Annotated in this window: 12 protein-coding genes; 10 read left to right on the top strand and 2 right to left on the bottom strand. The window is 26.0% G+C overall.

The features are described from left to right. Nucleotides 1–95 precede the first annotated feature (95 nt). The 4 genes from KXZ80_RS11175 to KXZ80_RS11160 all read left to right on the top strand — a co-directional run bounded on the left by KXZ80_RS11175 (nucleotide 96) and on the right by KXZ80_RS11160 (nucleotide 5,439). The gene (locus KXZ80_RS11175; protein WP_021433555.1) at nucleotides 96–797 is read left to right on the top strand and encodes a response regulator transcription factor; all 702 of its coding nucleotides are present in this window, start codon (nucleotides 96–98) and stop codon (nucleotides 795–797) included. Further along, complete coding sequence (locus KXZ80_RS11170; protein ID WP_021433554.1) at nucleotides 775–2,016, top strand: sensor histidine kinase; 1,242 nt, start codon at nucleotides 775–777, stop codon at nucleotides 2,014–2,016. Before KXZ80_RS11175 ends, KXZ80_RS11170 begins: the two co-directional genes overlap by 23 nt. Before the next feature lie 132 nt (nucleotides 2,017–2,148). After that, on the top strand, nucleotides 2,149–2,826 hold the full coding sequence (locus KXZ80_RS11165; protein WP_021433553.1) for an ABC transporter ATP-binding protein: 678 nt from the start codon (nucleotides 2,149–2,151) through the stop codon (nucleotides 2,824–2,826). After that, nucleotides 2,827–5,439: an ABC transporter permease gene (locus KXZ80_RS11160; protein WP_021433552.1), complete on the top strand. Its 2,613-nt coding sequence runs from the start codon at nucleotides 2,827–2,829 to the stop codon at nucleotides 5,437–5,439. It abuts the gene before it with no gap. 75 nt (nucleotides 5,440–5,514) lie between these two features. On the opposite strand, the gene KXZ80_RS11155 is transcribed toward KXZ80_RS11160, so the two are convergent. Further along, nucleotides 5,515–6,363, bottom strand: coding sequence for a CAP domain-containing protein (locus tag KXZ80_RS11155; RefSeq protein WP_021433551.1), 849 nt, complete (start codon nucleotides 6,361–6,363; stop codon nucleotides 5,515–5,517). Between the two features lie 349 nt (nucleotides 6,364–6,712). On the opposite strand from KXZ80_RS11155, the gene KXZ80_RS11150 reads away from it, so the two are divergent. The 4 genes from KXZ80_RS11150 (at nucleotide 6,713) to KXZ80_RS11135 (ending at nucleotide 12,051) form a co-directional block, all read left to right on the top strand. Then, nucleotides 6,713–7,258, top strand: coding sequence for a type I restriction enzyme HsdR N-terminal domain-containing protein (locus tag KXZ80_RS11150; protein WP_021433550.1), 546 nt, complete (start codon nucleotides 6,713–6,715; stop codon nucleotides 7,256–7,258). Between the two features lie 411 nt (nucleotides 7,259–7,669). Next, nucleotides 7,670–8,554 carry a sigma-70 family RNA polymerase sigma factor gene (locus KXZ80_RS11145; RefSeq protein ID WP_021429490.1) on the top strand — a complete coding sequence of 295 codons (885 nt, stop codon included), beginning with the start codon at nucleotides 7,670–7,672 and terminating at the stop codon, nucleotides 8,552–8,554. A gap of 160 nt (nucleotides 8,555–8,714) precedes the next feature. Then, nucleotides 8,715–10,388 (top strand): dynamin family protein, encoded by a 1,674-nt coding sequence (locus tag KXZ80_RS11140; RefSeq protein ID WP_021433549.1) that lies wholly within the window; start codon nucleotides 8,715–8,717, stop codon nucleotides 10,386–10,388. Further along, nucleotides 10,378–12,051 (top strand): dynamin family protein, encoded by a 1,674-nt coding sequence (locus KXZ80_RS11135; protein WP_038285318.1) that lies wholly within the window; start codon nucleotides 10,378–10,380, stop codon nucleotides 12,049–12,051. Before KXZ80_RS11140 ends, KXZ80_RS11135 begins: the two co-directional genes overlap by 11 nt. A gap of 42 nt (nucleotides 12,052–12,093) precedes the next feature. On the opposite strand, the gene KXZ80_RS11130 is transcribed toward KXZ80_RS11135, so the two are convergent. Next, nucleotides 12,094–12,312: a hypothetical protein gene (locus KXZ80_RS11130; RefSeq protein WP_021433547.1), complete on the bottom strand. Its 219-nt coding sequence runs from the start codon at nucleotides 12,310–12,312 to the stop codon at nucleotides 12,094–12,096. 277 nt (nucleotides 12,313–12,589) lie between these two features. On the opposite strand from KXZ80_RS11130, the gene KXZ80_RS11125 reads away from it, so the two are divergent. Both KXZ80_RS11125 and KXZ80_RS11120 read left to right on the top strand, forming a co-directional pair. Then, the gene (locus KXZ80_RS11125; protein ID WP_021429435.1) at nucleotides 12,590–13,198 is read left to right on the top strand and encodes a DedA family protein; all 609 of its coding nucleotides are present in this window, start codon (nucleotides 12,590–12,592) and stop codon (nucleotides 13,196–13,198) included. Between the two features lie 218 nt (nucleotides 13,199–13,416). After that, nucleotides 13,417–14,808, top strand: a complete 1,392-nt coding sequence (locus tag KXZ80_RS11120; protein WP_021433546.1) for a YfcC family protein — start codon at nucleotides 13,417–13,419, stop codon at nucleotides 14,806–14,808. The last annotated feature ends 105 nt before the right edge of the window (nucleotides 14,809–14,913 follow it).

Raw genomic sequence — 14,913 nt, 5'->3', positions numbered from 1 at the left:
AATATTAGATTGGATTAACTAACTTGAAAGAAACTAATATATAGTTTGAATTACTTTATACGTTGATTAAAATAAACATGAAATTGGGTGAGAAAATGACAAATGTACTTATGATAGAAGATGATATTGCAATATCTTTTGCAGTAAAGTATGCACTAGAGAAAGAAGGCTTTAATATTGATATATGCAATGATTTAGAGAAAAGTAGAACCTGTATTAAAGATAAAAAGTATAATATAATCCTTTTAGATGTAATGCTACCAGATGGAAATGGTTACGATTTTTGCAAGGAAATTAGAGAAGCTCAAGATACTCCTATAATATTTTTAAGTGCTTGTGATGAAGAAGTGAATGTAGTTATGGGGCTAGATATTGGAGGAGATGATTACATAACCAAACCTTTTAGAGTTAGGGAGCTTATATCTAGGATGAATGCAGTACTTAGGAGAAAAGGCAGTAGCAATGAAAATAAAAAGGTAATTAAATTTAAAGACTTAACTATAAATACTTTAGAAGCTAGAGTTTACAAAGGTGAAGAGGAAATTTTGTTAACCTCTGTTGAGTACAAGCTATTATTAATATTAATTAAAAATAATAATGTTGTATTAAGTAGAACTAAAATACTAGAAAAATTATGGGATGTTGCTTGTGATTTTGTAAATGACAATACAATTACTGTTTATATAAAAAGACTTAGAGAAAAAATAGAAGATGATTCAAGTCATCCCAAATACATACTTACAGTAAGGGGATTAGGATATAAGTGGAACGGAAGTGAAAATAGTGTTTCTATCTAATGCTGAAATAAAAAGTTTTATAAAAAATTACACTATATTATTTGTGATTACTGTAATGCTTTGCGTAGGAGTTAGTTTTATAAGTGTAAATATAATAAAAGATAAAGTAGTAGAAAATAATCAAGCTATAATAGGATCTATATTATCTCAGCATCCTAATTTAGAAAATAATATTGTAGGAATAGTAACTCAAGGAAAATCAAAAGATGATATAAGTTTAGGTAAAGAAATACTAAAAAAATATAGCTATGATAAAAATATAAGATTAAATAATGAGCCAATTATAAGAGGTAGTATAAAGGATATATTTAGTATGAATTTGTTATCTATATTTGTGCTATTTATTTCTATTTTAATCTTAGTTATGCATTATTTTAAGACTATATACAGTGATATAAAAGATATGACTGAATATGTATACAATAGTTCAGAAGGTAAAAAATTTGAGATGAAAAATAAAAATCAGGAAGGTCAGATAGGTCTTCTTAAAACGGAACTTTTGAAAATGACTAATATACTTAAAGAAAAAGTAGAACTTTTAAGTAAGGAAAAGATATTTCTAAATGATACTATTTCTGATATTTCACATCAGTTAAAGACACCTATGACATCACTTATAATACTTAATGACTTAATGTATGATGACCTGCCAGAAGAATCTAAAATAGAGTTTTTAGAAAAGATAAAATCTCAGTTAAATAGAATGGAATGGCTGATAAAAAGCATGCTAAAACTTTCGAAAGTAGAAGCTAAAGTAATAAATTTTAAAAGTGAAAAAGTAAATGTTAAAAAATTAATAAAAATGTCTATTCAGCCAAGTTTAATTCCAATAGAACTTAAAAATATAGATGTGAGTATAAATGGTGATAGTGAAGCTATGTTTTTAGGAGATATGAATTGGTCTATAGAAGCTTTAGTTAATATCATTAAAAATTGTGTAGAACATACTTTTTCTAGTGGAAGCTTAGATATTAGTTATGAAGAAAATTATTTATACACAGAAATTGTAATAAAAGATAGTGGAGAAGGGATAGATAAAAAAGACTTACCTCATATATTTAAAAGATTTTACAAAGGAAAAAGTAGTTCAAAAGAAGATAGCGTAGGTATTGGACTAGCTATGGCAAAGTCTATAATTGAAGGACAAAATGGTGATATTTATGTCAAAAGTGAAAAAAACAAAGGAACTCAGTTTAATATAATATTCCATAAAATCTAAGTGACTAATTTGTAATATTTAATTCACTTTAAAGTAATTTTATATCTTTAAAATTAAGTTAAGAAATTAAAAGTAACATAAGTATTATGAACTAAATAAGGTGAAATTTACAAAATGAGGAGTAAAGGTTATATGGAAATTTTAAAAGTTGAAAATTTAACAAAGAGTTATGGCACGGGAGAAGCAAAAGTAGATGCTTTAAAAAATATTAATTTATCAATAAATAAAGGGGAATTTGTTGCAATAGTAGGACCTAGTGGAAGTGGGAAAAGTACTTTACTTCATTTATTAGGTGGAGTTGATAAACCAACTAGTGGAAATGTATTTATAAATGATGTAGATATATACAACTTAAAAGAAAAAGACTTATCCATATTTAGAAGAAGAAATATAGGGATTATATATCAATTTTATAATTTGATACCAGTACTTAGTGTAAAGGAAAATATACTACTACCAGCAGAACTTGATAATAGAAAAATAGAAACAGCATATTTAAATGATTTATTAAAAACTTTAGGATTAAAAGAAAGAGAAAATCACCTTCCAAATGAATTAAGTGGAGGACAACAGCAAAGAACTTCTATAGGTAGATCCCTTATAAATAGACCAGCAATAGTTCTAGCAGATGAGCCAACAGGAAACTTAGATAGCAAAAACTCTAAGGAGGTAATTGAACTTTTAAAGTTATCGGTAAAAAAATACAATCAAACTTTAATAATGATAACTCATGATAATAATATTGCATTACAAGCAGATAGAGTGATATCCATAGAAGATGGAATGATTATAGCTAATGAGGTGATATAAATGAACTTATATTACAGCTTAACTTTAAGATATTTAAAACAAAATAAGAAAAGAACAATAGTTACAATAATAGGAATAATATTATCTACAGCTTTAATATGTGGGATAGGTAATATGGTTGAAAGTTTTATAGATTATCAGATTAGAGAAACAATAGCTGATAAGGGAGATTATCATGCTATGTTTCATAATGTGAAAAAAGATGATTTAGATATTATAACAAATAGTGCAGGTTTATCTAAAAACTTTGTGTATGATAGTTTAGGATATTCAAAATTAAATAATAAAAATAAAAACTTGGTTGAAGTAAAAGAATATGATAAAAATACTTTTGAAAGTTATCAAGTAAAACTAAAAGAAGGTAAACTTCCTAAAAATAATAGTGAAATAGTATTAAGTGAAAGTGCTATACCTTTAATTAATAAAAAAATAGGAGATAATATAACATTAGAAATTGGAAAAAGAATATCAGCAGATGGAAAAAATCTAGAAGATCCAATAGTATGGGATCATGAAACTATAGTAAATAAACAAAGTAAAGATTTTAAAATAGTTGGTATTATGAAAAAACCTAAAAATGATATAGGTAATGATGTTGTAAGTTCAATAACATACTTAGATGTAAATAGTAAATCCAAAAAGGATATATTAAAAGTAGGTGTATTAGCCAATAACCCAAAAGAAATTTATGAAATATCAGAATCTATAGCAAAAAACTTAGGGTTAAAAGAAGAAGAAGTTGAAAGTAATAGTTTAGATGAGAAAAATAATGATAACAGTGTACATTATAAGAATCTATCATTTAATGAACCTTTACTAAGATTAAAAGGTGCAAGTGCTTATGCAAATATTGATAAAGCAGTAAGTATAGCAATATTTATTGTAATAGTATTAGTTGTTATATGCACAATAGCTACAGTGTATAACTCATTTAGCATATCAATAAGTGAAAGAAGAAAACAATTCGGAATATTAAATTCTATAGGTGCTACTAAAAATCAAGTTATGAAATTAGTATTTATAGAAGCTATTATAGTTAGTTTAATAGGAATACCATTGGGGTTAATAATAGGTACTTTTGCTATTGATTTAGTATTAAAATTGATACAAGCATTATTTAATAATTCACAAATTGGAAATATGAATTTAAGATTAGTTTATAACCCATACGTAATAGTAGTAAGTGCAGTAATTGTAATATTTACAATATTTGTATCAGCAGTATTTCCAGCTATTAAATCAGCTAAAACATCACCACTTGAATGTATAAGAAATAGTAGTAATCTAAAATTAGGAAAAGTAAAAAACTCTAAGTTAATTAAATTATTATTTAAAACAGAAGGTGTTCTTGCATATAAAAACTTAAGAAGAAACAAGAAAAAATTTAGAATAACATTATTTTCTTTAATAATTAGTGTAGTTATATTTATATCATTTAGTGGATTTTTAACTTTATTTGAAAAAGCTAATGAAATCAATACAGGTAAAATGACTTATGATATAAGATTATGGAAAAGTGGTATACAAGAAAAGAATAATATAATAGAAGATTTAAATAAAATAAATGGAATAAAAAAAACTATTGTTGCTATGACTTATGGAGTGGGTATAAATGTTAATGAAAATAATATAAATAAAAAATATAAAAAAATAATAGATAACTTTTATACTAAAAAAAGCAAAAATAATGAAGTTGTATATGACTTTGATATGGAAAAAAACAATGGATTCCAATTTATAGCAGATAAAGATATAAAATCAATAAAATTGAAAGATGGGAACTTTGATAAAGAAACAGCTATAAAAGAAAATGGTATAATACTTAGAGATAAAAGTTATTATAGAGATTCTGGTAAAGCTTATTATGTTTCATTAACTAATTATAAAGTTGGAGATACAATAGATGTATATACAATGCATCGTGATGAAAATGATAAAAAAATAATAGAACCTATAAAGTTAAAAGTTTTAGCCACTACTGAAGATTTACCTATAGGAATGAAAGATTATAATTATATGGGAATAGATTTTATAACTTATAATGAGGTAGGTACAAAATTAGGCTATGAAATAAATGATTCAAATATATACATATACTCTGATAAAAAAGAAAATACAAGAAAAGCAGTAAATGATATAGGTAAAAAATATTCATATAATGTATATGATGAAGTAGAAGAATCATTAAAAACTGAGCAATCAATTAAGATAATAAAAACATTTGTATATGGATTTATATTTATTATATCTTTAGTAAGTGTAATAAATATAGTAAATACAATAAGTACAAATATAAATCTAAGAAAAAGAGAGTTTGCAATAATTAAATCTATAGGTACAACGCCTAGTGGATTCAACAGGATAATATATTTTGAAAGTCTGTTATATGGAGTTTTAGCATTAGTGTATGGAGTTCCTATAGCAATTGCAATAGATATAATTATGAATAAAACTATTGGAGATGTTGTAGAATTTGGTATGATATTTCCATGGAAGTCAGTTTTAGTATGTGTTTTAGGCATATTTGCTGTTACATTTATTGCATCGTATATACCTATGAAAAAGTTAAACAAAGAAAGTATAATAGAAAATATTAGACAAGAAAGTATATAGATGGATATACATAATTAAAGCCTATAGCTTAAATTATTAAATAATTTAAGCTATAGGCTTTATATTTATTTTATATTATTTACCTATAAACATTTGTGTCCAGTATAAAGAAGAACCTTTTGCAGCTATACCAACACCTAGCTCAGTGAAATCTGGGTTAAGTATATTCTTTCTATGACCGTCAGAATTCATCCAAGCATTCATAACCTCTTGTGGAGTTTCTTGTCCCATAGCTATATTTTCTCCAGCTGAAGTATAGCTTATACCGAATTTCTTCATCATGTCAAATGGAGAACCATAAGTTGGTGATGTATGGTCAAAGTAGTTCTTATCAATCATATCTTGTGATTTTAAAGTAGCTACATTTGATAATTCAGAGTTAAACTTAAGAGCTTGAAGACCTCTGCTTGTTCTTTCCTTATTAACTAAATCTAATACTTCTTTTTGGAAACTTGCAAAGTTACCAGATGGATTAGAAGGTTGTTCAGGCTTTTCTTCAGGCTTAGATTCCTGATTAGAACCAGTATTGCCTTCTGGTTTAGAATCAGGCTTAGATCCAGTGTTATTATCTACATTAGGAGTAGATGGTTTACTTGCATTAGAACCAGTATTGCCTTCAGGCTTTTCTTCAGGCTTAGATTCAGTATTGTTATCTACATTAGGAGTAGATGGTTTAGCTTGTGAAGTAGGACACTTCCCTTTATTATTTAAAATATCTTGTATTAAATAGTGTAAAGGCTTTATAGGTGTTGCACAGTCTTTACCATTTACGTTAACAGATAAGTATTCCTCATAACTTTTATTGTCGCAAAGAACTTTCTTGCATACAGTTTCATTTGATGCCGCATTGATAGGTAGTGTAGAACAAACTCCTATTATAGATACTACACCTAATGATAATAATGTTTTTACTTTGATATTCATAATTAAGTCACCTCTTTAATGTTATAGTTTTATAAATGAATTGTTTGAAAATGTTACCGAATTGTAACCTGCAAGATGCGCTACCCCCAGCGCCTATATCTTGGATGTAACTATAGTATCATAAAGCCTAGCATTTATGCATTGTTAAGTTATGTAAATATTATATATAAATTACAATAATGTAAAAATTAGAGTATATATACAAAAATAGAGTAAAAACTATATTGATGGGTATAAAAGCATTAAACCTTTAAATTTACATATAAATAGCAAAAAATTTAGTTAAATTATTAAAAAAATGGTATACTATTAAAAGGTAAAATTACCAAAAGATGAAAGGAGATTTACTATGTCAAAAGAATTAGTAAAAGATAGAGTTATAAAATACTTAATGGAAGATTTATTTGTTCCACAAGAGATGATAGATACAGATGTAGCGTTATCAGAATTTGAAGAAGGTGCAGAAGGTGTAATAGACATAATGGTAAACGTAAAAGATAATGAAGATTTTTACGCTCCTGTTATGATTATAAAATGTTTAGATGAAGAGACTCCTTTACAAGGGGAAGTAGCTCAAAAAGCGGTAGATTTCTTAGAAGATGTAGATAATATAACTTTAGCAGGAAGAGCTGTTTTAACTAATGGAAATGAAATGATGTATGCAAATTGGACTGGTGAAGAATATGATACAGAAGAATCACTTCCAGAGTATGATGTGATGGTAAAAGAGTTCTTCGAAATGGAAGAATTAGTAAAAGAGCATGAAGCATCTCATGATTGTGGATGTGGAGAAGATCATGACCATGAAGATCATGAATGTTGCGGAGGACATAGTCATGGTGAAGACCATGAATGCTGTGGTGGAAGTTGCGGATGTAACCACGACAATAAATAATAAAATATGCTTAAATTTGCGATGATATGAGGGTTTAGCTTGACTAAACCCTTTTATTAATGGTATTATAAATCTGTTATAATCTCATTAATATTTTACCGTAATATAGGGGCAAGATTATTATTGGACTTATTAATAGGGATTTGACTTTGTCGTTCGAGGGTAAAAGACTGCACATTGTGCAGTCTTTTGTTCTTTATAGTAATATTCTAGTTAATAAAATATTATTTTAAAAAAATATAAAAAAAATCAAGGAATTTGACATGTAAGTGTAGAATAATAGATATAGGAATTTGTTGACAACTAAAAAGTATTTTTTAAGAAAAGTTTACATACTATTAACATGAGGATGAAACTACAGACACTTTTTAAATTTGATTAACAAATTATTAGAGATAGAAGGGGTAGATTATGGGGGCTAAAAGAGAACATACTTATGAAAATTACATTTACAGTGATTCATCAAATTCATCAAATGCTATGAAAATGTACTTAAAAGAAATTGAAGAGTACAAAATGTTGTCTGCGGTAGAGGAAGTTGAATTAGCTAAAAAAATAGATGAGTCATTTATAGGAGCTAAGGAAGAATTTATCAATGCAAATTACAGATTAGTTGTTAGTATTGCTAAAAAATATAGAAAAGAAAATATCGATATGCTTGATTTAATTCAAGCAGGAAATATAGGACTTATAAAAGCTGTAGAAAAGTATGATTATAAAAAAGGATATAAATTTAGTACTTATGCTACATGGTGGATAAAACAAAGTATAACTAGATACATAGATGATTGTGAGAATACTATTAGAATACCTGTTCATCTTCATCAAAGAATTAACTTTGTGAAAAGAAAAAAACAGGAATTATCACTAGAGCTACAAAGAGAACCTAAAATAGAAGAGTTAGCAGTAGCATGTGAAATAGAAGTAGAGAAAATAATAGATTTACTTAAACGAGATAAAAACATAGTTTCATTGGATACACCTATAAAAGAAGATGAAGATAGTAGCTTAGTTGAGTTTATACCTTCAGATGCATATTTTGGAGATGTAGTTATGCATGAAGTAGAACAACATAATCTAAGAGAGAAAATCGAAGAACTATTAACAGGGCTAAGTGAACAAGAACAAAGAGTACTTAGAATGAGATTTGGATTAGATGATGATATACCTAAGACATTAGAGGAAATAGGAAAGGTATTTGGCGTTACTAGAGAAAGAATAAGACAAATAGAAGCTAAGGCTATAAGAAAGTTAAGACATCCAAGTAGATTAAAGCAATTAAAGCATTTTTATTAAAATATATCTATTTATTTAAAAAGCTATGTAAACGTTATTTAAATGTTTGCATAGCTTTTTTATGCTTAATTAAATTAGTTTTAGAAAGTAAGTCATATTAATAGGATATATATTAATATAATGTAAAGTATATAAAAAACTTATTTCAAGGATTGATGCTATGTACTATTCAAATAGAGAAAAAGTTTATATAGAAATTCATTCGGATATTCAAATTATTAAAGATAATCTAAAAAATATGAAGATACAATCTTTTTTAGAGTCAAGCAAAACGTATAAGCTTATAGCTGAAATTGAAAAAGAAATAACTGCAATTTCTAAAAGTATAATTGAACTTAAAGAACCATTTTTATTATTTGTTATGGGTCCTGGAAAATATGGCAAATCAACTCTAATAAACTCATTGATAAAAGATAATAAATTAAAGACAAAAGATATTCCGAATACCTGGAGATTAGATATAGTAACATCATCTAATTATAAAAAAATGGATATTGTCCGTGGATATGAAACAAAATCCTATAATTATAATGAAGGACTATCAATTTTAGAAGCAGAAGAAGAAAAAGTTAAGAACTCAAAAAAAGTTATAAAAGACAAATTTGAAAAAATAAAAAAGCATAATGATTTAAGCATTTATGATTTAAAGGAGTGTAAAAAGTCTTTAGAAGAAAAGTATTTATATAAATATGATATTGTAGAGGTAAAACATTATATAAACAAAAGCGGAGTTTTAAATGATTTTATTATAGTAGATACTCCTGGTTTAAATCAAAACTTACTAAAAAATACCAAAGAACGAATGGTTGATTATTATAAAAGAGCAGATGGCATAATCTGGGTTTTAGATGCAAAAAATATAGTTTCAAAATCAAGCAATGATATGATAGTTGAATTGAATGAAAATTATATATTAAGCGATGATTATAATAATATAATTTGTGCAGTGAATAAAGTCGATGAGATAAGAAATAAAGACAATGATTTATCAAAAGTTAAGGAAGAAGTCAAAAATTTATATAAAAACTATTTTATAGATATAGTTTTTGTATCTTCAAAAGAAGCAATTGATGGATATATAAGCAATGATAAGAAACTTACCAATTTAAGCAATATAGAAGAACTAAGAAATAGTATAGATAGCAATTTTAAGATAAATTCAGAAAAAATGCAAATTAAGTCAAAGTATATGCATTTAAAAATTAGTGGAGAATATTTAAAAAAACTAATCAATATTTATAAAAGAGATTTATATGAGGATTTATACAAATTTGACGAGGTAAAAAGAAGTATAAACTATGAAATTGAAAAGTTAAAATCATATTTTGAAAAGAAAATAAACGTATGTACAAATATTGAAAATTTAAAAACTAATGGTGTTTACACTCAATTAAAAAATTTAGAAAACTTACTAGAAATAGAACTTAACAATATGTATTTAAGTTTAAATAAGAAAATTTTATGTTGTGATGAAACAGATGACTTAAACCATATTAATGTAAATATAAGCAAGTCAAAAGAGATATTAAATATTGAATATTTAATAAAAGAAGAAAACAATCAATATAAAGAAATAGCTTTTCTAAGTAAACTTAAAAAAATAAAAAATTATGAAACAAATGTGTACTTAATTATAGATGAAAGGAATAAATTAAGGTCAAATTTATTAAATTATTTAGATATCCAATTAAGCAGTATAGAAAAGGATATAATTAATAAATCCACCAAAGCATTTAGAAGAAAATATACAGATTATATGATAATAAAAGAACATTTAAGTCAAGTTAATGATATCGATAATATTTTAAAAAAATGGGGCGATTATGTTGGGTAACTTAAATAATTGTATTGAAGAAGCTAGATGTACTTTTATAGAATCTCCAGTTAGAAATTATTTAATGAAAGAAAAAGATGTACCTTTTAAAAAGATTATTAAACATAACCTAGAAGAAGTAATGAATAATTTTGATATTTTGTTAGAGAAACCATATAGCCAATTAAAATTAGCGATTATGGGAGAGGTTAAGTCAGGAAAATCTACATTAGTTAACGCTATTGTAGGAAGAGAGGTATCTGAGGTAGATGTATTAGAAGCTACATCATCGATTATAAATATTTTTTACAATGAAGAAGAAACTTATGATATAGATCAAAACTGCATAAATATAGGTATAAATTCAGATGTATTAAAGGATATTAGTATAGTGGATACGCCTGGATTAAAAAGTATTACATCAGAAAATGAAAATAAATCTATAAAATATATACAAAATGCCGATATAATATTATATGTTTTTGATTCAACTCACATAGGGCAAGAAGATATAAAAGATGTTGTAGAATTAATTGCATCTTATGGGAAACCTATAGTTGGAGTGTTAAACAAAGGAGATTTGCTACATGATAATCATCAAGAAGTTTTAGAGTATATAGAAGATGAATATGACCTATATATAGATAAATTTTTTATAATATCATCTCATTTAGAATATCAAAATAATATAATAAAAAATGCTGTAGCAAAAGAACATGATTTAGTATCAGAATACTCGGATGAATTAAAAAGAAACTTTGTATCATTAATAGAATTTTTAAAAAGTATTAGAACTAGTAATGATGAAATAAAACTTCAAAGCGTAAACTCATCTATAGAAGCCTTAAAACACAAAGAAAAGGTATATCATTATGAATACTTAAAGTCATTAGAAATGCTATCACAAGAATTATCAAATCATAAAAATTTATTAAATGGAAAGTTTGATTATATACAAGCTAAAATGGAATTTGAGATAAATGAGTGGTTGGATAAAAGCTTTTTAGAAGATGAAATACATCGAATAAATAAAAATATGGATATAGCTAGAGAATATATAAATGATAACTATATAAATAATGTCATAAACAATGAAAAAGTAAAATTGGATGAATTATTTTTTAAAGAGTGGAATGAATGTATAAAAGAAGTTAATAGCATGACTAATAATAAAATAAAAGAGTTTATAAAAGATATAAACTATAGAGATTACAATATAGACTTACCTAAGGTTAAATTAAATGAAGAAGAAATAGATATGAACGAAATGCTAGCAACTATTGGAACAGGTGCTTTACTTGGAGCTACATCTGGTAGTGCACTAGCTGTATATGCAGCTGCTTTATCTGCGTCAGCTCCAAGCGTAACAATAGGGGCAGCGATGCTTACTTATTGTCCACCACTACTTTTAGCAGGTACGGTAACTGGAGGAATTGGAAAAGTATTATATGATAAGTTAAAACAAGATCAGATGAATAAAGATATAATAGAAGATATAGAAAGCTTCAAAGATAATATAAAATTTGAGATAAGAAATATATTAATAGATATATACGAAAAAGCTAGCAAAGAAATTATAAGAATAGATCAAGGAATATTTGAAAATTCAAAAGATGTATGTATGAATGAATACGAAATAGAAGAATTTCAAGTTGATTTGAAGGAATATATAGATAAACTTTAACAAAAAAAGCGTTAATTAAACTTAATTAACGCTTTTTTTAGGCTAACATCTATTATATATTTTATATAATGAAAATGCTATATTATCTGTAATTTTATTAAACCCTGTATCGTATGCTAAAATATTGTTTCTTATGTAAAATGAATTAAAATCAAGTTTGTTTTTTATAGCTAAATTAGATATATAACTATACCTTATACAAACTATAGATAAAAAATATATTAAAAAAATCATAAAAGAAATTAAAAAAAATATAGACATATAGAAACCCCCCCACAAAGTTTATAAATATATGTTCCTATAATTAAATTGTACAACCTATAGTCTGAAATTTCAAAGAATTAATAAATACAATATGCGAGAAAAAATTATATAAATCCCTAAAGTTCAAAACTATAATAACTAAATTATAATTATGATTATAAAATATGGGGTAAAAATATAATATTGATATATTTAGGCTAGCTATGATATGATAGTAAATATAGTACTGTTTAAAACACAGTAGTTAGAAAGTTTAGTAAAAGAGGTGGAGAGGTTGGAGTTTAGGTCATTAGTTGAAGAGTTTATAATAAACTATGGATTAATTAGTATTTTTATTGTAGTAGCATTAGAATATGCAAACCTTCCTCTACCAAGTGAATTAGTTTTACCATTAGTAGGGATATTTGCATTTAAATATAATATGAATTTTACACAAGTAGTAACTATATCCATATTAGGAGGAATAACTGGGTGTATAGTCAATTATTATTTAGGATATAAATTTGGTAAGCCTTTAATTGAAATTATAATAGGGAAGTTTCCTAAGACTGAAAAATCTGTAATGTCGTCATATTCATGGATAAAAAAATACGATAAAATATCTGTAATGATTTCAAGAGTAGTTCCAGTAGCTAGAACATTTATTTCTATAGTAGCTGGGGTTATAAAAATGAATATAATAACTTTTATAATTTACTCAACTATAGGTATTGGAATATGGAACTTGGCTTTAATTTCAGCAGGATACTTGCTAGGACATAAAATACATATTATAACAACTATATTGAAACAGTACTCTTTATTAGTATGTATAATAGCTGTTATATTTACGATAGTTTATATAATAAAAAGTAGAATAAAAAAAACTCATAAAGACACGTAGTGTCTTTTTTTGATTAAAACTAAAGTAATTATGATTATGAAATACATACATGTTATATTTAGTTGAGTATTAATTTTTATAAGTGAAAATTTATAATAAATGTGAAATTGGTGAAAGTTTAGACTATTTCTAAATTTTAAAAGTATAGTTATTTCTTCTACAAATTATGATATAATTCTACATAAAATTTAAAATGTAAAAAAATAGGAGAAATGGAAATGAGTAAACTTAAGAAAAAAATCACCATACCACATACATTTACTATAATATTTTTACTTATTGTAGTAATTGCTATTCTTACATGGATTATTCCAAGTGGGGAATTTCAAAGAATAAATGTAGATGGAAGAATGGTGGTAAAACCAGGAACATATAGACAGGTAGCACCAAATCCTCAGGGAATTCAAGATGTGTTCAAAGCTCCTATAGATGGATTTATTGATGCTGCTGAAGTAGTTGGGTTCGTACTTCTTGTAGGAGGTGCTTTTGGAATCGTTAATAAAACAGGAGCTATAGAATCAGGAATTAACCATACAGTTAAAAAACTTAACAAGCTACAAGTGTTAATAATACCGGTGTCTATGATTTTATTTGGGTTAGGGGGATCTACTTTTGGTATGAATGAAGAAACCCTACCGTTTTATATGATATTTATACCTTTAATGATGAACTTAGGATATGATTCGTTAACAGCTATAAGTACAGTTTTCATAGGTTCTGGAACAGGTGTAATAGCGTCCACTATAAATCCATTTTCAGTTGGAATTGCGCAAGCTTTAGCCAATATAACACCTGGATCTGGAATAGGATATAGAAGCTTAATTTTTGTGGCATTGATGGCACTTTCAATAAGTTTTGTTATGTTACATGCCCATAAAGTTAAGAAAGATCCTAAAAAGTCGATTGTTTATGAATATGACCAAAAAAATAAAGGTGAATTTATTGTAGAGGATTTATCAATAAAGCAGTTTACAAAAAAAGAAGGTATTGTCCTAGCTATATTTATAGGTGGAATGTGCATGATGGTTTATGGGGTTTTAAATTTAGACTGGTACATACCTCAGATAGCTATGATATTTTGTATGATAGGAATTTTTTCAGGTATATTTGGAGGTCTTAAGCAAGATGAAATAGTTGATTCATTTTTAAATGGAGCTTCAGATTTAATATCTGCAGCACTTGCTATTGCATTAGCTCGTGGTATAGTCATAGTAGCTCAGAATGGACATATAATAGATACTTTATTAAATTATTCAGCTGATTTATTAAGTAGATTGCCTAAATTTATATTTATTAATTTATCTTTTGCGCTAGAATCTGTATTGGCATTTTTAATACCGTCATCTTCAGGACTTGCATCACTTACAATACCTGTATTATCTCCACTTTCAGATTTAGTTGGAGTATCTAGCCAGTTAATAATAACTGCATATCAATTTGGAACTGGTATTATTAATTTAATTACACCTACATCAGGAGTTTTAATGGGAGCGCTGGCATTTGCTAAAATACCATGGTCTAAATGGTTAAGACATATCGCTCCATTAATAGGAGGAATAATTGTAGTGTGTATAGCATTTTTAACAATTGGATTATACATAGGATTTTAATAAAAGTAGCAGCTTATCGATATGATTAAGCTGCTACTTTATTTAAGTGCATAATAAAATTAAATTATAAAAAATATAAATAAATGTTTATTCCTATTAACAAAT

It is taken from the genome of Paraclostridium bifermentans, from assembly GCF_019916025.1.
In the GTDB taxonomy this organism is placed as follows: domain Bacteria; phylum Bacillota; class Clostridia; order Peptostreptococcales; family Peptostreptococcaceae; genus Paraclostridium; species Paraclostridium bifermentans.
This window is presented reverse-complemented; position numbering and strand designations above follow the sequence as displayed.

Coding starts and splice junctions, on each gene's coding strand:
- KXZ80_RS11135 (WP_038285318.1), top strand. CDS start 10,378: ATGTTGGGTAACTTAAATAATTGTATTGAAGAAGCTAGATGTACTTTT.
- KXZ80_RS11140 (WP_021433549.1), top strand. CDS start 8,715: ATGTACTATTCAAATAGAGAAAAAGTTTATATAGAAATTCATTCGGAT.
- KXZ80_RS11145 (WP_021429490.1), top strand. CDS start 7,670: ATGGGGGCTAAAAGAGAACATACTTATGAAAATTACATTTACAGTGAT.
- KXZ80_RS11120 (WP_021433546.1), top strand. CDS start 13,417: ATGAGTAAACTTAAGAAAAAAATCACCATACCACATACATTTACTATA.
- KXZ80_RS11160 (WP_021433552.1), top strand. CDS start 2,827: ATGAACTTATATTACAGCTTAACTTTAAGATATTTAAAACAAAATAAG.
- KXZ80_RS11155 (WP_021433551.1), bottom strand. CDS start 6,363: ATGAATATCAAAGTAAAAACATTATTATCATTAGGTGTAGTATCTATA.
- KXZ80_RS11175 (WP_021433555.1), top strand. CDS start 96: ATGACAAATGTACTTATGATAGAAGATGATATTGCAATATCTTTTGCA.
- KXZ80_RS11130 (WP_021433547.1), bottom strand. CDS start 12,312: ATGTCTATATTTTTTTTAATTTCTTTTATGATTTTTTTAATATATTTT.
- KXZ80_RS11150 (WP_021433550.1), top strand. CDS start 6,713: ATGTCAAAAGAATTAGTAAAAGATAGAGTTATAAAATACTTAATGGAA.
- KXZ80_RS11165 (WP_021433553.1), top strand. CDS start 2,149: ATGGAAATTTTAAAAGTTGAAAATTTAACAAAGAGTTATGGCACGGGA.